This is a genomic window from Hydrogenophaga sp., assembly GCF_026125785.1.
Classification (GTDB): Bacteria; Pseudomonadota; Gammaproteobacteria; order Burkholderiales; family Burkholderiaceae_C; genus Hydrogenophaga.
The window spans coordinates 42,287-65,428 of sequence record NZ_JAHCKL010000011.1 but is presented as its reverse complement, the minus strand read 5'-3'; the positions used below and the strand labels follow the sequence as shown (position 1 = coordinate 65,428).

The following is a 23,142-nucleotide window of genomic DNA, read 5'->3' as shown; positions in this document are numbered from 1 at the left end:
TCAGGCGGTCTGCCGGATGGCGGGAATGCCGCGCCGCACGAAGGAGGCGAAGTCGGGCGAGAGCTGCACGCTGTCTTCCAGGTTGATCCACATGCGCAGCAGGTAGCGCTTGCGTCCGTCCTCGTGGTCGAAGTAGTTGCTGCGCGAATGCAGCGTGATGTAGTTGTTGATGATCTGGATGTCGCCGGGCTCCAGCATCATGTCCACGCGCATGTCCTCGCGGGTCCCCAGTTCGTGCACGTAGTCGATCGCCTTCTGCTGCAGCGCGGTCAGGGGAACGCCGCGCTTGTGGGCGCCGGTCTCGATGATCTTCTTGGCAAAGGCGCAATTGACGCGGCCGTTGTTGTATTCAAAGACCGGGATCGGCGTGGCGGTCACTTCGTTGGGGTCCGCGTTCGGGCCATAGCCCCGGTAGTCGTGGTAGAAGCCCTCGTACAGCACCTCCAGGTACTCGGGGTGGTTCTGCAGGATCTCGTTGTGGATGGCCACGCTGCTCACCAGGCTGCTCATGCCGCCTTCGCGCGCCTTCTCCACGCACAACAGCGCCACCACATCGGCCAGGTCCGTGTGCGGGTCCAGCAGCTGGTTGGTGGTGTTGTTGCGGCGGTTCGGGTCGGACGAGTTGAGGGCCAGGTCGGTGACCGCGGCCACGAAGTCACCGGCCACGTTGTGCGAAATCACCTGACCCATGTGCGTCCCCAGACCCCAGTAGATGGTCTTGAGGTCGTCGAGCGTGTAACGCTGCACCGGGAAGCCGCGCAGCAGCACGAAGCCGCGGCCGTTGCGGATCTGGTCGTCGATGCGGGCCAGTTTGGCCGACAGCACCGGCAGCGCGAACGCGTCCTTCCCGAAATCGCCCCAGCTCAGGCCGTTGGCCCGCACCTGGCGAAAGGCGGTGTCGATCTCGCCGAGTTCGCTTGGGGTGAAGTGGTAGATCCAGGAACTGTCGTTGCGCACGTCGGCGCCTTTCCAGGCGGTGGCATCCTGGACGATGCTGCGAAGAATGGTCTTGCTCATGGCGTTGTCTTTGCGGGTAGGAATGCGGAGAGGCCTGATGCGCGCGATCAGGACTGGCGTGGGGGTACTTCGATGTCGACCAAAGGGCCGAACTGCTGCCCACCGAAGAGGTCGGTATCGGCCGGATCGCCGGACGGCACCAGACGAGGCACGGTGACCTTGATGGCATTGCCCGGCGCGTAGTTGAAAAGCCGGACCCGGGACTCTTCGACCTTGAAGAAGGCGGCCATGGCAGCCTTGTTGATCACACCGCTGGCCACAACGTGTTCGTAGCTGGAGGCGTCGGGAAACATGATGTCCAGCGTGAGCTGGAACGGGCCCGCGTTCTTCGTGCGGATGAGTTTGGCGATGTCGCGCAGACGTGGCATGGTCAGACCTCCTCGTACCGGATGGGATGCAGCTCAAGCGGATGGTCGAGTTCGACCACGTGGTTGAGCACGAACTGGTAGGCCTCGCCCAGGTTCCAGAAATGCGGCGCGATGGGGAAAGCCAGGTTGGAGAGCAGGCCCTGCCACTGCGGAACCGCGTGGTGGAGCACCATGTGCGCGGCCTGCCCCGCAATCGCGTAGGCCACTTCCTGGCTTTGCGCCAGCGTCACCATGAGCAGCCCGATCTCGTGACCCGTCTGCCCGGCACAGGGCTCTCGCTCGCCCATCACACCGGACTTGCCGTACAGCTTGTAGTGGATCTGGTACTGCCCGCGGATGGTCGGCCCGTAGACCGCCTCGACGTTTTCGGCGATGTGGTCCTTGAGGCCATCGAACCAGGTGTCGAACTGCTCCAGGATCACGGGGTCCCGCACGCCACCGAGCACCATGGCCCGGTACCCGATGAGGCTCGCGCCTTCGAGCTTGACGGTGTAGGGCATGGGCCGGAACTCGCTGCCGCTGACGCGCACCTCGCGGTCGTTGACGGCCTCGTAGCGTGCCCCGGTGAGGTCCATTTCGCCACCAGGCTCCAGCATGCGGTAGGGGTCCGCAGTTTCGTACAGCGCGTGCGCGGCCACGCTGAGCGGCGAACAGCGCTGCACAGGGCTCACCGGCTCCAGCGTGAAGTGCTCGTCGGTGATCGTGCAGATCATGCCTTCGGGCTTTTCCATCGTGACCACCGCGGCGCCACCGCACTCCATGATCTTGGCGGCATGCCAGCACAGCCCCGGCGGAAAGCCCCGCGCCACCGGAAGCGCGGCGAAGATGGCGGCGTCGGTGGAACGGCCGGCCAGGACCACGTCCGCCCCGCCCTCCAGCGCGGCGACGTACGCTTCCGCGCCCATCATGGCAACGATGTGGTCGGCATTCTCCAGCACGGCCTCGCTGATTTCGGGCGCCGGGTCCAGCGGGCGGATGCGGCCCTCGCGGTACTTCTTCAGCAGCAGCTCGCGTGGCGGCTCGGACTCGATCACAGCGATACGGAAATGCAGGTCCTCTTCGCGGGCAATCTCCAGCACGATCTCGCGCACCCAGTTCAGGTTCCAGTTGCCGCCGCTGCCGCCGCACGAGCCGATCAGCAGGGGCACCCCGATGGAACGCGCACCGGTGACCAGGATGCGCAGGTCGCGCTTGATCGCCGCTCGGGAGAAGAAAGGCTTGTTGCCGCCCAGGTTGGCGGGGCCACCGTCGGTGGAACCCGCATCGCAGCCGATGAAGGCCAGGCCACGCGAGAGTGCCGCGCGAAAGTGGCTCTCGGAGAAGCCCACGCCCAACACGCCGGTGGGCGACAGGTAGCGGATATGGCGAGTCATGTCTTGGGTTTCCTTGATGGCTTCATTGGCACTGCTTGTTATCAATATCAAAAGTTACTGAGTGGGCAAAAAAAAGGAGAGACGCCGCGACCCGCTCACATCACCCTGGAGAGAAACGTGCGCAGACGCTCGGTCTTCGGGTTCGACAAGGTTTCACGTGCGTCACCCTGTTCCAGGATGCGCCCGCCCTCCATGAACACGACACGGGACGCGACCTCACGGGCGAAGGCGATCTCGTGCGTGACGATCACCATCGTCTTGCCCGCCTTGGCCAGGTCCGACACCACGTTGAGAACCTCACCGACCAACTCGGGGTCCAGCGCGCTGGTCGGTTCGTCGAACAGCATGACCTTGGGCCGCATCGCCAGGGCGCGGGCAATCGCCACGCGCTGCTGCTGCCCGCCGGAGAGCATCTGCGGGTAGGCATGCACCTTGTCGGCCAGCCCCACCCGTCCCAGCAGGTGGTGGGCACGTGTGCGCGCATCGGCAACGGTGTCACCCAGCACCTGCACCGGTCCTTCCATGACGTTTTCCTCCACCGTCATGTGGGGAAAGAGGCCGAACTGCTGGAACACCATGCCCAATTGCTGCCGCTGCCGGGCCAGCTCTCTGGGGCTGAGGGCGCGAAGATGCTCGCCCTCCTGCCGGTAGCCCAGCAGTTCGCCGTTCAGGCAGATGGAGCCCCCCTCAATGGTTTCGAGTTGGTGAATGCAACGCACAAGCGTCGACTTGCCCGAACCCGATGGGCCGATCACCGCGACCACCTCGCCTTCGTCGATGTCCAGAGAGACTTCGTTGAGAACCTGAAGGCTGCCATAGCGTTTGACGATCTTGTGCAGTCGGAGCACGTGGCCCTGCGGGCCGGAAGAAGAATGAAGGTTCTGCATGGAATTTCCAACGACCTATGCCTGTCCGGTCGGCGTGGCGGACGGCGCGGCATCGCGGCGATGGCCTTTGGAGTAGTGGCGTTCCAGCCGGGACTGGAAGGCGTACATCAAGGTGATGACCGCCAGGTACCAGAACACGGCCACCAGCAGCAGCGGCACGATTTCATAGGTCCGGTTGTAGATGATCTGCACCGAATGCAGCAGGTCGTTCATGGCGATCACGCTGACCAGCGCAGTGGCCTTGGCCATGCCGATGATCTGGTTGCCCGTGGGCGGAATGATGAAACGCATGGCCTGCGGAAAGATGATGCGGAAGAAAGACTTGGATGGCGTCATGCCCAGAGCCTTGGCCGCATCGTGCTGGCGCGGGTCCACCGACGACAGCCCTGCCCGCACGATCTCCGTCATGTAGGCCCCTTCGGCCAGGCCCAGGCCCAGCAAGGCGGCCAGAAAGGGCGTGATGACCGTGTTCGTCGACCACTGCGCCAGTGGCGGCAGGAAAGGCAGCCCGATGGAGATGTTCGGAATCAGGTACGCCAGGTTGTACCAAAAGATCAGTTGGATCAGCAGGGGCGTTCCGCGGAAGGCCCACAGATAGGTCTGGGCCGCCCACCGACCCGGCTTGAAGTCCGAGATCAGGGCCAGCGCGGCGATGGTGCCGATCACGATGCCGATCACCATCGCCAGCGCAGTGAGCATCAGAGTGGTGCCCAGGCCCAGCAAGATGTTGACCGAGAACAGGTACTTCCACACCACGGCCCATTCGAAGCGCGGGTTGGTGAAGAGGAAGTAGACCACCTGCAGGGCCACCACCAACAGCAGCAAGGTCATGCCCCAGCGCAGCGGACTCGTGCGGTGGCGGGCCGTCGCGACGTCCACCGGTTCGGTGGCACCTGCGGCTGCGGACAGGCGGGGATGGACAGGCATGGCAACGCTTCCCTGTGTCATGGCTGGCGCATCACTTTCCGCTGGATGGGTTCAAGCGGGGTTCGGGTGCCTTGGCCAGCGTCAGGCCCCATTTGTCCATGATGCGCCCGTATTCACCGGACGCCCACACCTGTTTGAGCGCGTCGTGCAGCACCGGGCTGAGCTCGGCATTCTTCTTGAGCACGAAGCCCTGGTTGAGGATGCCCAGACCGTCGGTCTCGTCCGTCTGTATGGTGAACTTGCCAGGGTTGCGCTGTTGCAGGTACAGCGCGGCAGCGAGCTGCATCCCGGCCACATCGGCCCGGCCCGACTGAGCCGCCAGCACGGTGGCATTCTGGTCCGCCAGCGGCACCAGTTGCATGGTCGGCTGTTTGCTGCTGACACAGCGTTCGCTGACCTTGCGCGCATATTCCTCTTGCGCGGAACCTGCAGGGAAGGAAATGCGAAGGCCGCACAGGTCCTCCAGCCGGGAGGTCTTGCGCCCGCCAGCCACAGGCAACACGAAAGCCGGTTTGCTCAGCAGCCAGGTCAGGATGTCGTAGCGCTCTTCGCGCGCCTTGGTGGATAGCAGCGGACCGGCGGAAAAATCGTAGCGGCCGGTGTCAATGCCGGCCAGCATGGCCGGCAGGTTGCTGACAATGGTCAGCTCGATCTTCACGCCCAGCAACGGCTCCAGCGCCCGCGCCATGTCGGCGTCGATCCCGGTGACGGTCTTGCTATCGTCTCCCACGATGCGGTAGGGAGCAAAAGAGTCACCGACCATGCGCAGCACCTTGGTGCTTTTGACCGATGCGGGCAGGCGGTCGAAGAACGGGGCCTGAACCGTCTGAGCGGACGCGGTGGTGCCAAGGGCCCAAGTCAATGCACCCAGGCACAGCGCGCGGTACAGCAAGTGGCCAGCACCCGCCAGGGCACGGGAGTGGGAAGGTCTGGATGGCATCGGAAGTCTCCTGCTGGGTGGGCTCGCAGAGGCAAGCTGTTTGATATGGGTCAAATGTTATCGATATCAAATGTTATCGATATCGGTGTTTACCCTAAACTTGCGTCTTGCGCACAGAATGTCCCCCGTATCCTTCCGTCCGACACCATGAAAGCCCTGTCCCGATCCTCCAGCACCGCCTCGCCCGCCCGCCGCGCCAGGGTGGCCGAGCGCGCGACCGAAGGCGCACAGACACTGGCGCCGGACATGGCGGGCTTTCGCCTGCTCAAGCTGACCAACCTGATGAGCCGCCCTTTCTTTGGCCAGTTCGCGCGGCAGCATGCGCTGACGCTGAACGAGTGGCGCTCCATCGTGGTGCTGTCCAGCCGGCCAGGCAGCGCGGCCCAGGACGTGAGCGCCGCGACGGGCCTGCACCCGATGAACATCAGCCGTGCGGTGATCGCGTTGCGCAAGCGCGGCCTGGTCGAGGAGGCGCGCGACCCCGACAACCACCGTCGCATGCTGCTGTGGCTGACCCGAGCGGGTGAAGATCTCTTCGCTTCCATCGCTCCGCATTCGGAAGCCCAGAACCGACGCCTGTTCGATGTGCTGAGCGCCGAGGAACTGGCCAGCTTCACGCGCACGCTGGAGAAGCTGACCGCTCGCGCCGAGGAAATCACGCGGGACGAGTGACACCGTGCCCGCCGCGCCATGTGTCAAGCCCGTTATGCTCGGGCCTGACCCATGCAACACATGAAGAATTTCCTGCCCGATTGGGCGCACCCCTGGATCGACGTCATCACCATCGCGCTGCAGATCACCCTGATCGTGCTCGTGGCGCTGTTGCTGCGCTCGCTGCTGCACCGGATCATCAACCGTCTGGGCGAAGACAGGCACCTGCCACTGGAGCTGATGGTGGGCAGCCGCCGGCTGGTCAGCATCGTGCTCTTTGGAGCCGCGCTGTTGCTGGCGATGGACCGCGTGGGCGTCTCCGGCACCGTGATCTGGACCGCCTTCACCGGCTTCGCCGCCGTGGCGGCGGTGGCCTTCTTCGCCGCCTGGAGCGTGCTCTCCAACATCTTCTGCGCGGTGCTGATCTACACCACGCGGCCCTTCGGGCTGCACGACCACGTGGAGCTGCTGGAAAGCGGCGACAAACCTGGCCTGGGCGGCGAGGTCATGGACATCACCCTGATCTACACCACGCTGCGCGAGACCCCGGTGGCTGGCCGCGAGCCCAGTTACCTGCGCGTGCCCAACAGCCTGTTCTTCCAGCGCGCCATGCGGCTGCGCACGAACGCCGACGTGGTCGGCTCCGTGCTGGATTGAGTGAACACTAGGCCCACCGGGCCGCGTGCGCCTTGAGCAGTTCGATGAAGGCCTGCGCCAGCCGGCTCATGGGCTCGTAGCGCGAGCGCACGATGCTCAGGGTCAGCGGGATGTGTTCCTCGATGGGCACCACCCTGATGCCAGGCCATCCCGGGCCGCCGACGGAGAACTCATCGACGATGGCCACCCCCACGCCAGCGCGGACCAGGGCACAGGCGTTCTCTGCCCGTTCGATGTCCACCACCGGCTCCCAGGGAACGCCCGCGTGCTGCAGGGCGCCGCAGACCAGTTGCCCGAACGGGATATGGCGGCTGTAGAGGATGAGCGGATGCGTGGCGATGTCCGCCAGGCTGGCGGACCGCCGCGAGGCCAACGCATGGCCTTCGGGAACGATGCACACCATGCGCCCGGCCACCAGGGGTTCGGTGCTGAGGTTGGGGTTCTCCAATGGCAGCACCGCCACCGCCAGCTCGGCCTTGCGCGCGAGCAACTCTCCAGGCATGTCCGAGATCAGCGTGGTGTGGTAACGCAGGCGCACCTGTGGCCATGTCTCGCGCAGGCGCGCTACCACCGGTGGAATGAAGTTCAGCGCCAGGCTCGGGCTGGTGCACAGCGAGAGCACGCCCTGTGGCCGGGCGGCGAGCTGACGTGCGAAATCGTCCACCTGCACCGCCCGCTCATACAGCGCATCCACCTCCAGGAACAGCAGGCGCGCCTCGGCCGTGGGCACGAGCTTGCCCTTCTCGCGTTCGAAGAGCTTGAAGCCCAGGCTCTGTTCGGTGTAGGCCAGCAGGCGGCTCACCGCGGGTTGGGACACGAAAAGCAACTGCGCGGCGCCATTGGTCGAGCCGGTCAGCATGACCGCCCGAAACACCTCCATGTGCCGCAGCTTGAACTTCATGACCCCAACGCCTGTGTGCCCGCCATCGGGGCACTATAGGCGAAGAGGCGCTCGCGGCGTCAGCGCTGGCCGTCGTGCACCGACACCTTGTCCTTGGTCAGCCCTCCCAGGCGGGAGTGGATACGGCCGCCGTCGCCCATGACGAGCGCGAACAGGATTTCCTTGGGACGCGGTGCGTCCTGGATGCCGATCTCGATGCTGTTGAAGTGGCTGCGCACGTAAGAGGCATGCACATAGTGCACTGGCACCATCACGCGGTAGCCCGCGCTGGCCACGGCCTTGACCGCGGGCACCATGGCCTTGGGCTCGCCCAGCACGGTGCGCATGGCCCATCCCCCGGCTTCGTGCCAGACGGCGCCATGCTCCATTTCGCCATCGATGCCCACAATGGCGGCCTTGCTGTACACCTCCACGTTCTGCCGACCGCCCAGGGTGTCCACCAGCTCCGTGGCGAGTTCGGTCCCGAGCGAGCGCAGCGCCTGCATGAAGGGCATGAGGTCGGGCTCGTAGCGACCGGCAAAGGGGTTGTGGATGACGGCACAGGCAGCGGCCAGGCGCAGAGGTTTCTGCGGCGGCGGACCGCCCTCGTGGTAGGTGGTCTCGATGAGCAGGTGGCGTTTGCGGATCTGGATCAGGGACATGGCGCGCTCAGGCAAGGTTCTCGATGAAACGGACAATGGTGGTGTTGTCGGCGCCCGGCTCCAGGGTCTGGACGGCCTGGCGCCAGAGGTCTTCGCACAGCACCATCTGGGGCGTTCTCACGCCGCAGCGGCTGGCCAGTTCCCGCGCGGTGGCGATGTCCTTGGCCTGCAGGCGCAACTGGAAGCCGCCATTGAAGGTACGCGGGATCACGAACTGGGTCAGCTTGGTTTCGGTGGCAACGTTGCGGCCACTGGATGCGTTGAGCACGCTGGCGAACACGTCCAGGTCGAGCCCGGCTTTGCTGGCCACCGTCACGGCCTCTGCCATGGCCAGAAGCCCGGCAGCGTAGACATAGTTGTTGAGCGCCTTCATGGCGTGCGCAGAACCCACGGCCCCGGTGCGGATGAGCTTGCTGCCCATGCGGCGCATGACGGCGTCGATGCGTTCGATCGCCGCATCGCTGCCGCCGAGCATGATGGACAGCTCACCCGTCCTGGCCTTGGCCACCGAACCCGAGACCGGCGCATCCACGAACTCGATACCACGCGCGGCAGCGTCGTTGGCCAGAGCCTGCGTATCGGCGGGGTTGGATGAACCCATGTCGACCACCACCGCACCACGCGCCAGCAGGGGCAGCAGGCGCGCCACGACGCCGTTGGTGATGCCGCTGTTGGGCAGCATGGTGATCACCAGGCCACAGCGCGCCAACCCTTCCAGGCTTTCGGCCCAATGCAGGTGCCGCCCCCAGGCACTCCAGCCCTGAAGGGTGGCGCGGTGGGTGTCCAGCGCATCGTGCGCCACGACGTCGAGGCCACCGGTACGGGTCAGGTTCTCGACCATGGGCATGCCCATCATGCCCAGGCCAATAAAACCCACGTGTGTGAAGTCAGGGATTGTGGAGGTCGTGTTCATGCCGCCGGGCACTGTACGGCGGCTCGCCAGATCTGTCGTATGTCAACTTGTCGGCGGCCTATGACCTTCGGTTATCCGCGCAACGCGGGATGCCTTTGCATGGCCTGCTCGCACACCATGCCACGCCAAGGTTCATCCGTGGTCGAAAACAGATGCCGTCTGCCAACGCCACACAGGACACGGGGAGACGACTAGCCTCCGTCAGCTCTCCACCACCGCCCTTGGGACACCACATGAACGAAGCCTCTTCACGTACCTGCCCCCGCTGCAAGGCCTCCATCCCCGGCCCGATGCTGGGCTGCCCCGCCTGCGGGGAATGCGACACGCCCGCCCCAGTCCAGCCGGCCTGGCAACCGATCCCGCTGGCCATCGTTTCTCTGCTCGGCCTCGTGCTCCTGACCGGACTGACCGCCCTGACCGTCGCCCACTGCTGGGGGGGCTGCCACCTGAAAACGAATGCGCTTCCCCTGGCCTTGCTGGCCATGGCCACGATGGCGGAATCGATGCTCAGCCTGTACGCCATCCGGCTGGCGCTGACCAGCTCGGGCACGCGCAAGGTCATGGCCGTGCTGCTGGCGGCACCCGGGGCCCTGTTCTCGCTGCTCCTGCTCTTGTGGATCGCGTTTGCCGTGTCCGGCCTGGGCAAACTGCTCAGCCTGTAGGCAGAACCGGCCTCAGCGCCCGGTGAGCGCAAGACCCAGGCCGAAGAGCGCGCAGACACCGATCAAGGGCAACACACCCACGCGCCAGCGGACCAGGGCGAACACGGCCGCGCCTGTGGCGAGTGCGGCCAGCGCGTCGAAACGGCCGCCCAGCCCTTGCGGCCACCAGACATGCCAGGCAAAAAATAGCGCCAGGTTGAGGATCACGCCGACCACGGCGGCCGTGATGGCCGACAGCGGTGCGGTAAAACCGAGGCGGCCATGCGAGGCTTCCACCAGCGGGCCACCGGCCAGAATGAAGATGAACGAAGGCAGGAAGGTGAAGAAGGTCACCACCGCCGCGGCCAGCGCACCGGCGGCAAACAGCGCGTCCGGGCCGAGCACCTGGTGCTGCCACCCACCCAGGAAGCCGACGAAGGCGACCACCATGATCAGAGGCCCGGGGGTCGTCTCGCCCAGTGCCAGGCCATCGATCATCTGCGGGCCGCTGAGCCACTGGAAGTGCTCCACGGCGCCCTGGTAGACATAGGGCAGAACGGCGTAGGCACCGCCGAAGGTGAGCAACGCGGCCTTGGTGAAGAACCAGCCCATCTGCGTCAGAGTGGCCTGCCAGCCCTGCCAGGCCACCAGCACGCCCATGGCCAGCAACCACAGCAAGACGCCAGCGCCCAGGACCCAGGCAAGCCGCGTGAACGAGAAGCGCGCATGTGCCGGTGCGGGCGTGTCATCGTCGATCAGCGCCGGCGCATGGGATGCCGGCACCGGACCGCCGTGCGCGCCCGCGCCAGCGCCGGGCGTGAACGCCGCTGGCGAGACGCGCGCACCCAGCCAGCCCACCAGCGCGGCAGCCGCCACGATGGCGGGAAACGGCACGTCCAGCGCGAAGATGGCGACAAAGGCGGTCACGGCGACGGCCCACAACCAGGCATTGCGCAGTGTGCGCGAGCCGATGCGCCAGACGGCGTGGATCACCAGCGCGGTCACCGCTGGCTTGATGCCGTAGAACACGCCCGCCACCGCAGGCACCTGGCCCCAGTTCAGGTACACCCAGGCCAGCGCCACCAGGATGAACAGCGAGGGCAGCACGAACAGCACACCCGCGACGATGCCGCCCCAGGTGCGGTGCAGCAGCCAGCCGATGTAGGTGGCCAGTTGCTGCGCCTCAGGCCCGGGCAGCAGCATGCAGTAGTTCAGCGCGTGCAGGAAACGCCGCTCGCTGATCCAGCGGCGGCGTTCCACCAGTTCGGTGTGCATGACCGCGATCTGCCCCGCCGGCCCGCCAAAGCTGACGCAGCCCAGCCACAGCCAAAAACGGAAAGCCGCCATGCGGCTCGGTGGTTCGGGTCGTTCGCTCGGTGGCATGCGGGCACTGTAAGCGAGCCGCGTGAAGGTGCCGTGTCGGCACACCATGCGCTTACACTGGCGCCTGCTCCGGGGTGCACGGACCTGCCCAGGTCCGGCGCTGAGATGGCTTGATGGCCGAACCCGTGAACTTGATCCGGCTAGTACCGGCGAAAGAAGAGCGCGCGCCTTTGGCAGGCGTGCATGGCACCCGACCCTCCTCGCGTGGGCCATGGCGCATGCACACCTCCCTGGGCGGTTCTCCGGAGCGTTTTTGCAACCCCGAACGGAGACCGCCCGACATGAACGCCCCCAACCTCTTCCCTTTCGCCACCCAGCTCGCCCAGAGCCGGACCCCCTTCCCCGCCTCACGCAAGGTGTACGAACACGGCCAGACGCCGGGCGTGCAGGTGCCCATGCGCGAGATCGCGCTCACCAATGGGGAGCGCGTGACCGTCTACGACACCTCCGGCCCCTACAGCGATCCAGGCGCGACCATCGACGTCCGGCAGGGCTTGCCGGAGGTGCGCACCGCCTGGATCGCGGCGCGCGGCGATACCGAGGCCTATGCCGGCCGCGAGCGCCAGGCGCTGGACGACGGCGTGAAGGCCGACAAGCACGAAGCCGGCCGCATGGAGGCGCTGCGGCAGCAAGCCGCCGCCCTGCAGCGCACACCCCGGCGCGCGCGCGCCGGCCACAACGTGACGCAGATGCACTACGCGCGGCGGGGCATCGTCACGCCGGAGATGGAGTACGTGGCCATCCGCGAGAACGGCCGCCGGGAATGGATGGCCGACTACCTGGCAGATGCCGCGCGAGAGGAGCGCCTGCGCGGCAACCCTTTGGGGGCAAGCACGCCGCAGCACATCACGCCCGAATTCGTGCGCGATGAGGTGGCACGCGGCCGCGCCATCATTCCAGCCAACATCAACCACACCGAACTCGAACCGATGGCGATCGGGCGCAACTTCCGGGTGAAGGTCAACGCCAACATCGGCAATTCCGCCGTCACGTCCAGCATCGAGGAAGAGGTGGACAAGCTCGTCTGGGCGATCCGCTGGGGAGCGGACAATGTGATGGACCTCTCCACCGGCCGCCATATCCACACCACGCGCGACTGGATCGTGCGCAATGCACCGGTACCCATCGGCACGGTGCCGATCTACCAGGCGCTGGAGAAGGTAGGTGGCGTCGCCGAAGACCTGAGCTGGGCCGTCTTTCGCGACACGCTGATCGAACAGGCCGAACAAGGCGTGGACTACTTCACCATCCACGCCGGCCTGCGCCTGCCCTTCGTGCACCTCACCGCCAACCGGCGCACCGGCATCGTCTCGCGCGGCGGCTCCATCATGGCGAAGTGGTGCATCACCCACCACCGGGAGAGTTTCCTCTACACGCATTTCGAGGAGATCTGCGAGATCATGAAAGCCTACGACGTGAGCTTCTCGCTGGGCGATGGCCTGCGCCCGGGCAGCGCGGCAGACGCCAACGACGAGGCCCAGTTCGCCGAACTGCGCACCCTGGGCGAACTCACGCAACTGGCGTGGAAGCACGATGTGCAGACCATGATCGAAGGCCCCGGCCATGTCCCCATGCACCTGATCCAGGCCAACATGGAGGAGCAGCTCAAGCACTGCCATGAGGCGCCCTTCTACACCCTGGGCCCGCTGACCATCGACATCGCACCGGGCTACGACCACATCGCGTCCGCCATCGGCGCCGCCATGATCGGCTGGATGGGCACCGCCATGCTCTGCTATGTCACGCCCAAGGAGCACCTCGGCCTGCCGGACCGCGACGACGTGAAGCAAGGCCTGATCGCCTACAAGATCGCCGCGCACGCGGCCGACGTGGCCAAGGGCCACCCGGGTGCGCGGGCACGCGACGATGCCATGAGCAAGGCGCGTTTCGAGTTCCGCTGGCACGACCAGTTCAACCTGGGTCTGGACCCGGACACCGCGCGCGACTTCCACGACGAGACCCTGCCCAAGGACAGCAGCAAGGAAGCGCACTTCTGCAGCATGTGCGGCCCGAAGTTCTGCTCGATGAAGATCACGCAGGACGTGCGCGACTACGCGGAGAAGGGCATGGCCACGAAGTCCGCCGAGTTCAAGGCCGCGGGCGGCGCCTTCTACGTGCCGGTGGCGTCGCTGGTGCAGAACTAAACTTCCCGGCATGACCGACGACGACCTGCCCACGCTGCTGCCCACGCCACCGGGCCTCTACCGCCACTACAAGGGTGGCTGGTACGAGGTGCTGGACACCGTGCGCTGCAGCGAGACACTGCAGGGCATGACGCTGTACCGGGCGCTGTACGGCGGCTTCGGCCTGTGGGTGCGGCCAGCGGCGATGTTCGCCGAAGTCGGCGTGTTCGAAGGGCGCGAGCAGGCACGCTTCAGCCGGCACGACCCGGCCACCGTGCCGCTGGTGGATCTGCCCACGGCACGCGCGCTGGTGGCCCACCTGCGCGGCCTCGCACGGCGCCAGGGCCAGGACCTGGACACCGCCCTGCGCCCGCCGCCACCGGAGCCCCAGACCTGTTGCGGACGCGGCTGCAACGGCTGCGTGTGGGAGGGTTACTACGCGGCGCTGGGCTTCTGGCGCGAGGACGCGCTGGCGGCCATGCCGGCCCTCCCGCTCAGAACAGCTCCTGCTGTGCCCGCAGCGCCTGCGGCCTGAACTGCGAGGCATCCAGCGGCTCCCTTTCGCGGTTCAAGCCCAGGCGGGCGCAGGCCTTGTCGAAGCGCTGCCGGATCAGGTCGGCCCAGATGCCGCTGCCGCGCATGCGCTGGGCGAAGTCGGCGTCGTAGTCCTTGCCGCCGCGCATCTCCTGCACGCGGGCCATCACGCGCGCGGCGCGGTCCGGGTAGTGCAGCTCCAGCCACTGGCGGAACATGGGGCTGAGCTCCCAGGGCAGGCGCAGCACGGTGTAGAAGGCACGCCGTGCGCCGGCCTCCCAGGCCGCCTCCAGCACCTGTTCCATGTCTTCGTTGATGAAGGGGATCTGTGGTGCCACGCTCACGCCCACCGGAATGCCCGCTTCGGACAGGGTCCGGATGGTGCGCAGGCGCCTGTGGGGCGCGGCCGCGCGGGGTTCCAGGGTGCGCGCGAGCTTCGGGTCCAGCGTGGTGACCGTGACGTAAACGGCGGCCAGCCCTTGCGCGGCCATGGGCGCGAGGAGGTCGATGTCGCGCTCCACGCCGCTGCCCTTGGTGACGATGGCCAGCGGGTGGCGCGACTGGGCCAGCACCTGCAGCACCTCGCGCATGAGCCGCAGCTCGCGTTCGATGGGCTGGTAGGCATCGGTCACGGTGCCGATGGCCAGCAGGCCGGGCACGTGCCTGGGGCTGGCGAGTTCCCGCCGCAACACCGCAGCGATGTTGCGCTTGGCGACGAGCCGCGTCTCGAAGTCCAGCCCCGGCGAAAGATTCAGGTAGCTGTGCGTGGGCCGTGCATAGCAGTACACGCAGCCGTGTTCGCACCCCCTGTAGGGGTTGAGGCCGAGTGCGAAGCCGACGTCGGGCGAGTCGTTGCGGGTGATGGCGCTGCGGCAGTCCTCCCAACTCACTTCGGTGGCCGGCGGGACGGCCTCGTCGCGCGCGCGGGCCGCCTCGTCCCATGCGCCCCAGCCATCGTCGAAGGCCTCGCGCGCGTCGCGCTCGAAGCGGTGGGCTTGCCGGTGGGACACGCCCCGGCCCTTGATGGCCTGAACGGGAATGGGGATGATGCGCATGGTCCGGACACTGTACACAAAAACAGTGCTAAAGTGCAGCGCCTCAGGAGACTCCATGCAACACCCTTCGCAGGCGGTGAGCACCGCCGACCCCATCGTGTCCGTGCGCGGCTTGAGCAAGACCTACGCCGGCGGGTTCCAGGCGCTCAAGCGCATCGACCTGGACATCCACCGCGGTGAAATCTTCGCGCTGCTGGGCCCCAACGGCGCGGGCAAGACCACGCTGATCAGCATCATCTGCGGCATCGCCAAGGCCAGCGAAGGCAGCGTGGTCGCCGACGGCTTCGACACCGTGCGCGACTACCGCGAGGCGCGCCAGGCCATCGGCCTGGTGCCGCAGGAGCTGCACACCGATGCCTTCGAGTCGGTCTGGGCCACGGTGAACTTCAGCCGCGGCCTCTTCGGCAAGGCGCCCGACCCCGCCCACGTCGAGAAGGTGCTCAAGGACCTCTCGCTCTGGGACAAGAAAGACAACAAGATCATGACGCTGTCGGGCGGCATGAAGCGGCGCGTGCTGATCGCCAAGGCACTCTCGCACGAGCCAAAGATCCTCTTCCTGGACGAACCCAGCGCGGGCGTGGACGTGGAACTGCGCCACGGCATGTGGCGCCTGGTGCGCGAACTGCGCGAGCGCGGCACCACCATCATCCTGACCACCCACTACATCGAGGAAGCCGAGGACATGGCCGACCGCATCGGCGTCATCAACCACGGCGAGCTGGTCGTGGTGGAAGACAAGCACACGCTGATGCGCAAGCTGGGCAAGAAGCAGCTCACCCTCACGCTGCAGCACGCCCTGCCGCAGTTGCCCGACGCGCTGGCGCGCTGGCCGCTCGAACTCTCGGGCAACGGCCTGGTGCTGACCTACACCTTCGACACCCAGCGCGACGACACCGGCATCGCCGAACTGCTGCGCGCGCTGGGCGAGCAGCACATCGCCTTCAAGGACCTGCAGTCCAGCGAGAGTTCGCTGGAAGACATCTTCGTCAGCCTGGTCAGCCAGGCCCGGGAGACCCACGCACCATGATCAACATCCACGGTATCAAGGCCATCTACCGCTTCGAGATGGCCCGCACCTTCCGCACGCTCATGCAAAGCATCGTGGCACCGGTGCTCACCACCTCGCTCTATTTCATCGTCTTCGGCACCGCGATCGGCTCGCGCATGGGCGAGATCGACGGCGTCACCTACGGCGCTTTCATCATCCCCGGCCTGGTCATGCTCTCGCTGCTGAGCGAAAGCATCTCCAACGCCTCATTCGGCATCTACATGCCCAAGTGGTCGGGCACCATCTACGAACTGCTGTCCGCGCCGGTTTCCTGGGTGGAGGTGCTGCTGGGCTACGTGGGGGCGGCGGCCACCAAGTCGGTCATGCTGGGACTGCTGATCCTGGGCACGGCGCGCGTCTTCGTGCCCTACGAGATCGCCCACCCGGTGTGGATGGTCGGCTTCCTGCTGCTCACCGCGGTCACCTTCAGCCTGTTCGGGTTCATCATCGGCCTGTGGGCCGACAATTTCCAGAAGCTGCAGGTGATCCCGCTGCTGGTGGTGACGCCACTGACCTTCCTGGGTGGCGCGTTCTATTCCATCCAGATGCTGCCACCGGTGTGGCAGACGCTCTCCCTGTTCAACCCGGTGGTCTACCTCATCAGCGGCTTCCGCTGGAGCTTCTATGGCGCGGCGGACGTGCACATTGGCGTGAGCACCGGCATGACGCTGGTCTTCCTGGCCGCCTGCCTGGCCGTGGTCTGGTGGGTGTTCAAGACCGGCTACCGGCTGCGCCGCTGAACCCGGAGTCCGCCATGGAGCCGCGCATCACCGTCATCACCCTGGGCGTGGACGACCTGGAGCGCGCCGTCGCCTTCTACCGCGACGGCCTGGGCTGGCCCACGCAGGGCATCATCGGCACCGAGTTCGAGAACGGCGCGGTCGCCTTCTTCTCGTTGCAGGGCGGCCTGCGCCTGGCACTGTGGCCGCGCCGCAGCCTCGCTGCCGACACCGGCCTGCCACCACAACAGCCCACCAGCGCGCTGGAGGTATCGCTGGGCCACAACGTGGACAGCCGGGACGCGGTGGACACCCTCATGCGGCGTGCCGCGCAGGCCGGCGCGCGCACCGTCAAGCCCGCGCAGGACACCTTTTACGGAGGCTATGCCGGCTACTTCCTGGACCCCGAAGGACACCTCTGGGAAGTGGTGTTCAACCCGGGGCTGGCCGCGCTGGGCTGAGGCCGGAACCTTCACGGGCATATGGCAGAACATGAACAAGCTGCTGTCCCTCCTCGCCTTGGCCACCGCCGTGACATGGGCCGCAACGGCCTCCAGCGCAGACGAATCACCGCCCATTCCCTTCATCGATGCCCATGTGCACCTCAACGACGAGGGCATGCAGCTCGAACTGATGCAGCGACATGGCATCGAGCAAGCCGTGGTGTTCTGGGGACGCCACAGCGACAACGGGTCCGTGGCCGCTGCCGCGCAGCGGCAACCGGAGCGCTTCATCCCCTTCGTATCGGTGTCACCGGAACGCGCCGCCTACCGGCAAGCCTGGGCACAGGACGATCCGCGCCTGCTGGACACGCTCGATGCGCTGCTGGCCTCGGGCCGGTTCCGCGGCATCGGTGAAATATCGGTCACGCACTTTCCTTCGCCCGGCCTGCCAGAGGCCGATTTCGACCCGAACGGCGCCACGCTGCGCGGCATCCTCGGCCTGGCGCGCAAGCACCGCGTGCCGGTGATGGTGCATGCGGAGTGGACACGCCTGCGCGAGTTCTCGGCCCTGTTGGCGGCGTTCCCCGACGTGCCGGTGATCTGGGCGCACGGTGGCTACACACCCCTCTTCGTGGCACAGCGGATGCTCGATCAGCACCCCAACCTGACCTACGAACTCAGTGCGCGCACCTGGCCGGTGCACCCCCGGTCACCCGACTACACCCTCCTGCGCGACGGCCAGAACGTGTGGCCCCAATGGCTGGCGCTCATCGAAGCCCGGCCGGAGCGCTTCATCGTCGGCACCGACGCCAGCCACCGTTCCGCCGAGAGCGAGGCCATGAAAGCCCGCAGCGTGCAGAACTTCCTGCGCCAGCTCAGTCCCTCGGCACAGACCCTGGTGGCGCGCGTCAACCTGCTCAGGCTGGTGACGCCGCCGCAAGAGCCGAAGCCTCTCAGAACACCAGCACCGCCCTGAAGTCGTTCACGTTGGTGTGCGTGGGCCCGGTGATGACGAGATCGCCGAGCGGCTCGAAGAAGCCATAGGCGTCGTTGCGGGCCAGGTGGTCGGTGAGCTTGAGGCCCAGGGCTTCGGCCCGCGCCAGCGTATCGGGCGTGACCACCGCGCCAGCGTTGTCCTCCACGCCGTCGATGCCGTCGGTATCGGCCGCCAGGGCCCAGACGCCGGTCTGCACACCCAGGGCCTGCGCCAGGCCCAGGCAGAACTCGCCGGCCCGGCCACCGCGTCCGCGGGCCTGGCCTTCGGTGCGGGGGCGCACGGTCACCGTGGTTTCACCGCCGCTGAGAATGACGCAGGGCCGCGCAAAGCTGCTGCGCCCCTGCGCGGTGGAACGCGCCAGTGCCCCGTGCACCTTGCCCACCTCGCGCGACTCGCCTTCGATCTCGTCGCTGAGCACCACGGCATGCAGCCCGAGCGCGCGGGCCGCCTCGGCGGCGGCTTCCAGGCTCTGCTGGGGGGTGGCAATGAGGTGGACCTCGTTCCCTTGCAGGCGAGGGTCACCGGGCTTGGGCGTTTCCAGGGTGCCGCGTTCGAGCTCGGCGCGCACGCCGTCGGGCACATCGATGCGGTAGCGGCGCAGGATATCCAACGCCTCGGCGCAGGTGCTGGCGTCGGCCACGGTAGGGCCGCTGGCGATCACGCTCACGTCGTCACCCGGCACGTCGCTGATGGTCAGCGTGACCACGCGCGCGGGCGCGCAGGCCGCCGCGAGCCGCCCGCCTTTGATGGCGGAGAGGTGCTTGCGCACGGTGTTCATCTCGCCAATGTGCGCGCCGCTTTCGAGCAACTGGCGGTTGATGCGCTGCTTGTCCTCCAGCGTGAGGCCGTCACAAGGCAGCGTGAGCAGCGACGAGCCGCCCCCCGAGATGAGGCACAGCACGAGGTCGTTGGCAGTGAGACCTTGCGTGAGCGCCAGGACGCGCTGCGCGGCCGCGAGACCTGCGGCGTCCGGCACCGGGTGCGCGGCTTCCACCACCTCGATGCGCTGCGCCAGGCCCGGCGGGCGCGGCGGCGTGTGGTGGTAGCGGGTGACCACCAGGCCACTGAGCGGCGCATCGGCGGGCCACAGCGCCTCCACCGCCTGCGCCATGGCGCCCCCGGCCTTGCCCGCGCCCAGCACCAGGGTGCGGCCCTGGGGCGGTGGCGGCAGAAAAGCGGCGGTGTTGTGCAGCGGCAGCGCACGGCGCACCGCCACGTCGTAGAGCTGGCGCAGCAAGGCGCGGGGATCGTTCAGGCAGGGCGGGTTGGGCATGGGGGATGAGTGTAGTGCGGGCCTGCGCCGGCACGCACCGGTTTCAACGGGTGGCCTGCCAGCCCCTGGCCCGTCTGAACGTTCCCGCCTCGTCAGTCCGGCGCGATGGCATGGTTGGCCGCGATCTCCAGGCTGCGGCACAGCGCCGAATGGTCCAGACCGGCCAGGCCGTGGGCTGCGCAGCTCTGCATGAGCTGGGCGGCGCTGGCGGTGTGCGGCAGGCTCAGGCCCAACTCGCGCGCACCCTGCAGTGCGAGGTTCAGGTCTTTCTGGTGCAGTTCGATGCGAAAACCCGGCTCGAAGGCGCGCTTGACCATGCGCTCGCCGTGCACCTCCAGGATGCGGCTGGCCGCGAAGCCCCCCATCAAGGCCTGGCGCACCTTGGCCGGGTCGGCACCGGCCTTGCTGGCAAACAGCAGGGCCTCGGCCACGGCCTCGATGTTCAGCGCCACGATGATCTGGTTGGCCACCTTGGTGGTCTGCCCATCGCCGTTGGCCCCCACCAGGGTGATGTTCTTGCCCATGGCCTCGAACAGCGGCCGGGCGCGATCGAAGGCGGCTTGCGGGCCGCCGACCATGATGGTGAGACTGCCAGCCTTAGCGCCCACCTCGCCGCCGCTGACCGGTGCATCCAGGTAGTCGCAGCCCAGGGCACCGATCTTCTGCGCGAAGGCCTTGGTCGCGGTGGGGCTGATGGAGCTCATGTCGATCACCAGCTTGCCCTTGCCGAGACCCCGGGCCACGCCGTTCTCGCCGAACAGCACCTCTTCCACGTGTGGCGTGTCGGGCACCATGGTGATGACGACATCGGCGCGGCGCGCCACCTCGCTGGCGTTGGTGCAGACCGTGGCGCCCTGTTCGGCGAACACCTCCGGAACGCGGCTGCGGCTGGCCACGAAAAGCGCGTGCCCGGCCTTCATCAGGTTCAGCGCCATGGGCGTGCCCATGATGCCCAGGCCGATGAACCCCACCTTGAGTCCGTCGCGGGTCATGCGTGTTCTCCCTGCAAGGCCTGGCCATGCGCCGCCACCCAGGCCAGCCCGACGTCGGTACCGCCCGCGCCGGCATCGCGCGGCCGGTATTCACAACCGATGCAGCCACCGTAGCCGAGTTCGTCGATCAGATCGAACAGGCTGCGGTAGTCCATGTCGCCGGTGCCGGGCTCATGGCGACCCGGCGAATCGGCGAGCTGCATGTGCGCGATGCGCGGCAACTGCGTGCGCAGGGTGCGGGCAAGGTCGTCGCCCATGCGCCAGGCGTGGTAGAGGTCGTACTGCAGGAACAGGTTGTCCGACCCCACCTCGTCCAGGATGGCCAGCGCCTGCGCCGGCCGGCTGACGAAGAAGCCTGGCATGTCGAAGGTGTTGATGGGTTCGAGCAGCACGCGGATGCCGTGTTCGCGCGCGGCCTGGGCCGCATGGCGCAGGTTGGCCACCAGCGTGGCCCGGGCCTGCGCCTCGCTCACACCCGCCGGCGCGATGCCCGCCATGCAATGCAATTGCGGCACGCCCAGCGCCTGCGCGCAGTCCAGCGCCTGCGCCACACCGGTACGGAACTCGGTCTCCCGCCCAGGTATGCAGGCGGTGCCGCGGTCACCGGCCGCCCAGTCGCCGGGGGGCATGTTGTGCAGCACCAGCGCCAGCCGGTTCTCGCGCAGGCGATGCGCGATCTCCTCGGTCGCGAAGTCGTAGGGAAACAGAAACTCCACCGCCTGGAAGCCGGCGCGCGCGGCGGCGCCGAAGCGGTCCAGAAAGGGCAGCTCATTCCAGAGCATGGAGAGGTTGGCGGCGAACTTGGGCATGGTGTCGGTCCTTGTCTTTCCTGTTCAATCCAGCAGGCCGGCGGTCTCCAGCCCCTGGGGCGCACGGCAGTCGATGGCCTCGAATTCGTTGACGCGATCGATCTCTGTCCCCATGGCGATGTTGGTCACGCGCTCCAGTATGCATTCCACCACCACCGGCACACGGTGCTGAGCGGCCAACTGCTGTGCCTGACGCAGGGCGCCCTGCAGCTGTTCCGGGTCGGTCACGCGCAGGGCCTTGCAGCCCAGGCCTTCGACCACGGCCACATGGTCCACGCCATAGCCGCGCAGCCCACCCGCTTCGTCGCTCACCATGTTCTGGTTGTCGAAAGCCAGTTGCACGCAGTAGTCCATGTCAAACCCCCGCTGGCTCTGGCGGATCAGGCCCAGGTAGGCGTTGTTCACCAGCACATGCACGTAGGGCAGGCGGAACTGCGCGCCCACGGCCAGCTCTTCGATCAGGAACTGGAAGTCGTAGTCGCCGGAGAGCGCGACCACCGGTTTCGTGGGTTCCGCCGCCACCACGCCCAGCGCGGCCGGCAGCGTCCAGCCCAGCGGGCCGGCCTGGCCGCAGTTGATCCATTGGCGCGGGCCGTACACATGAAGAAACTGCGCACCCGCGATCTGCGACAGGCCGATGGTGCTCACGTACACCGTGTCGCGCCCGAACACCTGGTTCATCTCCTCGTACACACGGTGCGGCTTCATGGGAATCTGCTCGAAATGCGTCTGCCTCAGCATGACGCGCTTGCGCTCCGCGCAGCGGCCGGCCCAGTCGGCGTAGCTTGGCCACTGTCCGGCTGCCTTGCGCTCGCGCGCCACCTCCACGAAGAGTTCGAGCGCGGCCTTCGCGTCGGAGACGATGCCGTAGTCCGGCTCGAACACGCGCCCGATCTGCGTGGGCTCGATGTCCACATGCACGAACTTGCGGCCGCGCGTGTAGGTCTCCACCGAACCGGTGTGCCGGTTGGCCCAGCGGTTGCCAATGCCCAGCACGAAATCGCTGGCCAGCAGCGTGGCATTGCCGTAGCGGTGGCTGGTCTGCAGACCGGCCATGCCGGCCATGAGCCAATGGTCGTCGGGAATGGCGCCCCAGCCCATCAGCGTAGGAATGACCGGTACGCCAGTGATCTCGGCGAACGACACCAGCAGGTCGGCCGCATCGGCGTTGATGATCCCGCCGCCGGCCACGATCAAGGGCTTGGTGGAAGCGGCCAGCAGGTCCAGCGCGCGCTCGATCTGGCGGCGGCTCGCCGCCGGCTTGTAGACCGGCAGCGGTTCGTAGGTCTCGGGGTCGAATTCGATCTCGGCCATCTGCACATCGAAGGGCAGGTCGATCAGCACCGGCCCCGGGCGCCCCGAACGCATGAGATGAAAGGCCTGCTGGAACGCGCGTGGCACCTGCGCAGGCTCGCGAACGGTCACGGCCCACTTGGTCACCGGCTGGGCGATGCGCTCGATGTCCACCGCCTGGAAATCTTCCTTGTACAGGCGTGCGCGCGGCGCCTGCCCGGTAACGCAAAGGATGGGGATGCTGTCGGCCTGCGCGGAGTACAGGCCTGTGATCATGTCGGTTCCGGCAGGGCCGCTGGTGCCCACGCACAGACCGATGTTGCCGGCCCTCGCCCGCGTGTAGCCCTCGGCCATGTGGGAGGCGGCCTCCACATGACGGGCCAGGATGTGCGAGATGCTGCCGCGCTGGCGCATGGCGGCGTAGAACGGGTTGATGGCGGCGCCGGGCACGCCGAAAGCCTGGGTGATGCCTTCCTTCTCCAGCACACAGATGGCGGCCTGCGCCGCGGTCATACGGGCCATGGTTCGATTCCTTACCAGCGTTGATGGACTGGGAT

General features: G+C 67.1%; 24 protein-coding genes, 1 pseudogene and 1 riboswitch. Of the genes and pseudogenes, 10 read left to right on the top strand and 15 right to left on the bottom strand.

From position 1 onward, the window contains the following. From KIT53_RS12210 to KIT53_RS12185, 6 genes are all read right to left on the bottom strand, one after another. Positions 1-1,017: a TauD/TfdA family dioxygenase gene (locus tag KIT53_RS12210; RefSeq protein ID WP_297752734.1), complete on the bottom strand. Its 1,017-nt coding sequence runs from the start codon at positions 1,015-1,017 to the stop codon at positions 1-3. Between the two features lie 47 nt (positions 1,018-1,064). Next, positions 1,065-1,385 (bottom strand): DUF4387 domain-containing protein, encoded by a 321-nt coding sequence (locus KIT53_RS12205; protein ID WP_297752732.1) that lies wholly within the window; start codon positions 1,383-1,385, stop codon positions 1,065-1,067. Between the two features lie 2 nt (positions 1,386-1,387). Continuing rightward, positions 1,388-2,758 carry an acyclic terpene utilization AtuA family protein gene (locus KIT53_RS12200; protein WP_297752730.1) on the bottom strand — a complete coding sequence of 457 codons (1,371 nt, stop codon included), beginning with the start codon at positions 2,756-2,758 and terminating at the stop codon, positions 1,388-1,390. 95 nt (positions 2,759-2,853) lie between these two features. Then, positions 2,854-3,645, bottom strand: coding sequence for an amino acid ABC transporter ATP-binding protein (locus KIT53_RS12195; protein WP_297752728.1), 792 nt, complete (start codon positions 3,643-3,645; stop codon positions 2,854-2,856). 15 nt (positions 3,646-3,660) lie between these two features. Then, a complete protein-coding gene (locus KIT53_RS12190) occupies positions 3,661-4,572 on the bottom strand; it encodes an amino acid ABC transporter permease (RefSeq protein WP_297752726.1) in 912 nt (303 codons plus the stop codon). A gap of 31 nt (positions 4,573-4,603) precedes the next feature. Beyond that, entirely contained in the window at positions 4,604-5,512 is a 909-nt protein-coding gene (locus tag KIT53_RS12185; protein WP_297752723.1) for a transporter substrate-binding domain-containing protein, read from the bottom strand. 147 nt (positions 5,513-5,659) lie between these two features. On the opposite strand from KIT53_RS12185, the gene KIT53_RS12180 reads away from it, so the two are divergent. Continuing rightward, entirely contained in the window at positions 5,660-6,184 is a 525-nt protein-coding gene (locus KIT53_RS12180; RefSeq protein WP_297752721.1) for a MarR family winged helix-turn-helix transcriptional regulator, read from the top strand. 60 nt (positions 6,185-6,244) lie between these two features. Continuing rightward, positions 6,245-6,820: a mechanosensitive ion channel family protein gene (locus tag KIT53_RS12175; RefSeq protein ID WP_297752719.1), complete on the top strand. Its 576-nt coding sequence runs from the start codon at positions 6,245-6,247 to the stop codon at positions 6,818-6,820. Positions 6,821-6,827: 7 nt separating this feature from the next. Here KIT53_RS12175 and KIT53_RS12170 read toward each other — a convergent pair whose 3' ends face one another. The 3 genes from KIT53_RS12170 to KIT53_RS12160 are packed head-to-tail and all read right to left on the bottom strand — an operon-like array spanning position 6,828 to position 9,275. Then, positions 6,828-7,721, bottom strand: coding sequence for a LysR family transcriptional regulator (locus tag KIT53_RS12170; protein WP_297752717.1), 894 nt, complete (start codon positions 7,719-7,721; stop codon positions 6,828-6,830). Positions 7,722-7,780: 59 nt separating this feature from the next. After that, positions 7,781-8,362, bottom strand: coding sequence for an amino acid synthesis family protein (locus tag KIT53_RS12165; RefSeq protein ID WP_297752715.1), 582 nt, complete (start codon positions 8,360-8,362; stop codon positions 7,781-7,783). Between the two features lie 7 nt (positions 8,363-8,369). Then, positions 8,370-9,275 (bottom strand): NAD(P)-dependent oxidoreductase, encoded by a 906-nt coding sequence (locus KIT53_RS12160; protein WP_297752713.1) that lies wholly within the window; start codon positions 9,273-9,275, stop codon positions 8,370-8,372. Between the two features lie 233 nt (positions 9,276-9,508). On the opposite strand from KIT53_RS12160, the gene KIT53_RS12155 reads away from it, so the two are divergent. Further along, positions 9,509-9,937: a hypothetical protein gene (locus KIT53_RS12155; protein ID WP_297752711.1), complete on the top strand. Its 429-nt coding sequence runs from the start codon at positions 9,509-9,511 to the stop codon at positions 9,935-9,937. Between the two features lie 12 nt (positions 9,938-9,949). Here the strand turns inward: KIT53_RS12155 and chrA are convergent, their stop codons facing one another. Further along, positions 9,950-11,299: a chromate efflux transporter gene (gene chrA, locus KIT53_RS12150; protein ID WP_297752710.1), complete on the bottom strand. Its 1,350-nt coding sequence runs from the start codon at positions 11,297-11,299 to the stop codon at positions 9,950-9,952. Positions 11,300-11,359: 60 nt separating this feature from the next. Then, positions 11,360-11,474: riboswitch (TPP riboswitch) on the top strand. Positions 11,475-11,580: 106 nt separating this feature from the next. On the opposite strand from chrA, the gene thiC reads away from it, so the two are divergent. The 3 genes and pseudogenes from thiC (at position 11,581) to KIT53_RS12135 (ending at position 13,957) form a co-directional block, all read left to right on the top strand. Further along, positions 11,581-13,443 (top strand): phosphomethylpyrimidine synthase ThiC, encoded by a 1,863-nt coding sequence (thiC, locus tag KIT53_RS12145; RefSeq protein ID WP_297752708.1) that lies wholly within the window; start codon positions 11,581-11,583, stop codon positions 13,441-13,443. Positions 13,444-13,453: 10 nt separating this feature from the next. Further along, a pseudogene (locus KIT53_RS12140) lies at positions 13,454-13,681 on the top strand (DUF1653 domain-containing protein); the annotation flags it as partial. A gap of 48 nt (positions 13,682-13,729) precedes the next feature. Next, positions 13,730-13,957 (top strand): oxidoreductase-like domain-containing protein, encoded by a 228-nt coding sequence (locus tag KIT53_RS12135; RefSeq protein WP_297752845.1) that lies wholly within the window; start codon positions 13,730-13,732, stop codon positions 13,955-13,957. Here KIT53_RS12135 and KIT53_RS12130 read toward each other — a convergent pair. Continuing rightward, entirely contained in the window at positions 13,917-15,011 is a 1,095-nt protein-coding gene (locus KIT53_RS12130; RefSeq protein WP_297752706.1) for a PA0069 family radical SAM protein, read from the bottom strand. The genes KIT53_RS12135 and KIT53_RS12130 overlap by 41 nt on opposite strands. Positions 15,012-15,066: 55 nt before the next feature. Here KIT53_RS12130 and KIT53_RS12125 point away from each other — a divergent pair, with 55 nt between their 5' ends. The 4 genes from KIT53_RS12125 to KIT53_RS12110 are packed head-to-tail and all read left to right on the top strand — an operon-like array spanning position 15,067 to position 18,197. Beyond that, a complete protein-coding gene (locus tag KIT53_RS12125; RefSeq protein WP_297752704.1) occupies positions 15,067-16,038 on the top strand; it encodes an ABC transporter ATP-binding protein in 972 nt (323 codons plus the stop codon). Further along, on the top strand, positions 16,038-16,799 hold the full coding sequence (locus KIT53_RS12120) for an ABC transporter permease (protein ID WP_297752843.1): 762 nt from the start codon (positions 16,038-16,040) through the stop codon (positions 16,797-16,799). Before KIT53_RS12125 ends, KIT53_RS12120 begins: the two co-directional genes overlap by 1 nt. Positions 16,800-16,813: 14 nt before the next feature. Then, positions 16,814-17,239, top strand: coding sequence for a VOC family protein (locus KIT53_RS12115; protein WP_297752702.1), 426 nt, complete (start codon positions 16,814-16,816; stop codon positions 17,237-17,239). A 31-nt stretch (positions 17,240-17,270) separates the two neighbouring features. Then, complete coding sequence (locus tag KIT53_RS12110) at positions 17,271-18,197, top strand: TatD family hydrolase (RefSeq protein WP_297752700.1); 927 nt, start codon at positions 17,271-17,273, stop codon at positions 18,195-18,197. Here KIT53_RS12110 and KIT53_RS12105 read toward each other — a convergent pair. The 4 genes from KIT53_RS12105 to gcl form a co-directional block, all read right to left on the bottom strand. Continuing rightward, on the bottom strand, positions 18,175-19,491 hold the full coding sequence (locus KIT53_RS12105) for a glycerate kinase (RefSeq protein WP_297752697.1): 1,317 nt from the start codon (positions 19,489-19,491) through the stop codon (positions 18,175-18,177). The genes KIT53_RS12110 and KIT53_RS12105 overlap by 23 nt on opposite strands. Before the next feature lie 92 nt (positions 19,492-19,583). After that, the gene (locus KIT53_RS12100; protein WP_297752695.1) at positions 19,584-20,483 is read right to left on the bottom strand and encodes a 2-hydroxy-3-oxopropionate reductase; all 900 of its coding nucleotides are present in this window, start codon (positions 20,481-20,483) and stop codon (positions 19,584-19,586) included. After that, the gene (gene hyi, locus KIT53_RS12095; protein WP_297752694.1) at positions 20,480-21,292 is read right to left on the bottom strand and encodes a hydroxypyruvate isomerase; all 813 of its coding nucleotides are present in this window, start codon (positions 21,290-21,292) and stop codon (positions 20,480-20,482) included. Before hyi ends, KIT53_RS12100 begins: the two co-directional genes overlap by 4 nt. A 24-nt stretch (positions 21,293-21,316) precedes the next feature. After that, entirely contained in the window at positions 21,317-23,107 is a 1,791-nt protein-coding gene (gcl, locus tag KIT53_RS12090; RefSeq protein ID WP_297752692.1) for a glyoxylate carboligase, read from the bottom strand. Between the last annotated feature and the right edge of the window lie 35 nt (positions 23,108-23,142).

Bases quoted from the DNA above. Each gene is read 5' to 3' on its own strand.
- KIT53_RS12210 (WP_297752734.1), bottom strand. From the start codon at position 1,017: ATGAGCAAGACCATTCTTCGCAGCATCGTCCAGGATGCCACCGCCTGG.
- KIT53_RS12205 (WP_297752732.1), bottom strand. From the start codon at position 1,385: ATGCCACGTCTGCGCGACATCGCCAAACTCATCCGCACGAAGAACGCG.
- KIT53_RS12200 (WP_297752730.1), bottom strand. From the start codon at position 2,758: ATGACTCGCCATATCCGCTACCTGTCGCCCACCGGCGTGTTGGGCGTG.
- KIT53_RS12195 (WP_297752728.1), bottom strand. From the start codon at position 3,645: ATGCAGAACCTTCATTCTTCTTCCGGCCCGCAGGGCCACGTGCTCCGA.
- KIT53_RS12190 (WP_297752726.1), bottom strand. From the start codon at position 4,572: ATGCCTGTCCATCCCCGCCTGTCCGCAGCCGCAGGTGCCACCGAACCG.
- KIT53_RS12185 (WP_297752723.1), bottom strand. From the start codon at position 5,512: ATGCCATCCAGACCTTCCCACTCCCGTGCCCTGGCGGGTGCTGGCCAC.
- KIT53_RS12180 (WP_297752721.1), top strand. From the start codon at position 5,660: ATGAAAGCCCTGTCCCGATCCTCCAGCACCGCCTCGCCCGCCCGCCGC.
- KIT53_RS12175 (WP_297752719.1), top strand. From the start codon at position 6,245: ATGAAGAATTTCCTGCCCGATTGGGCGCACCCCTGGATCGACGTCATC.
- KIT53_RS12170 (WP_297752717.1), bottom strand. From the start codon at position 7,721: ATGAAGTTCAAGCTGCGGCACATGGAGGTGTTTCGGGCGGTCATGCTG.
- KIT53_RS12165 (WP_297752715.1), bottom strand. From the start codon at position 8,362: ATGTCCCTGATCCAGATCCGCAAACGCCACCTGCTCATCGAGACCACC.
- KIT53_RS12160 (WP_297752713.1), bottom strand. From the start codon at position 9,275: ATGAACACGACCTCCACAATCCCTGACTTCACACACGTGGGTTTTATT.
- KIT53_RS12155 (WP_297752711.1), top strand. From the start codon at position 9,509: ATGAACGAAGCCTCTTCACGTACCTGCCCCCGCTGCAAGGCCTCCATC.
- chrA (WP_297752710.1), bottom strand. From the start codon at position 11,299: ATGCCACCGAGCGAACGACCCGAACCACCGAGCCGCATGGCGGCTTTC.
- thiC (WP_297752708.1), top strand. From the start codon at position 11,581: ATGAACGCCCCCAACCTCTTCCCTTTCGCCACCCAGCTCGCCCAGAGC.
- KIT53_RS12130 (WP_297752706.1), bottom strand. From the start codon at position 15,011: ATGCGCATCATCCCCATTCCCGTTCAGGCCATCAAGGGCCGGGGCGTG.
- KIT53_RS12125 (WP_297752704.1), top strand. From the start codon at position 15,067: ATGCAACACCCTTCGCAGGCGGTGAGCACCGCCGACCCCATCGTGTCC.
- KIT53_RS12115 (WP_297752702.1), top strand. From the start codon at position 16,814: ATGGAGCCGCGCATCACCGTCATCACCCTGGGCGTGGACGACCTGGAG.
- KIT53_RS12110 (WP_297752700.1), top strand. From the start codon at position 17,271: ATGAACAAGCTGCTGTCCCTCCTCGCCTTGGCCACCGCCGTGACATGG.
- KIT53_RS12105 (WP_297752697.1), bottom strand. From the start codon at position 19,491: ATGCCCAACCCGCCCTGCCTGAACGATCCCCGCGCCTTGCTGCGCCAG.
- KIT53_RS12100 (WP_297752695.1), bottom strand. From the start codon at position 20,483: ATGACCCGCGACGGACTCAAGGTGGGGTTCATCGGCCTGGGCATCATG.
- hyi (WP_297752694.1), bottom strand. From the start codon at position 21,292: ATGCCCAAGTTCGCCGCCAACCTCTCCATGCTCTGGAATGAGCTGCCC.
- gcl (WP_297752692.1), bottom strand. From the start codon at position 23,107: ATGGCCCGTATGACCGCGGCGCAGGCCGCCATCTGTGTGCTGGAGAAG.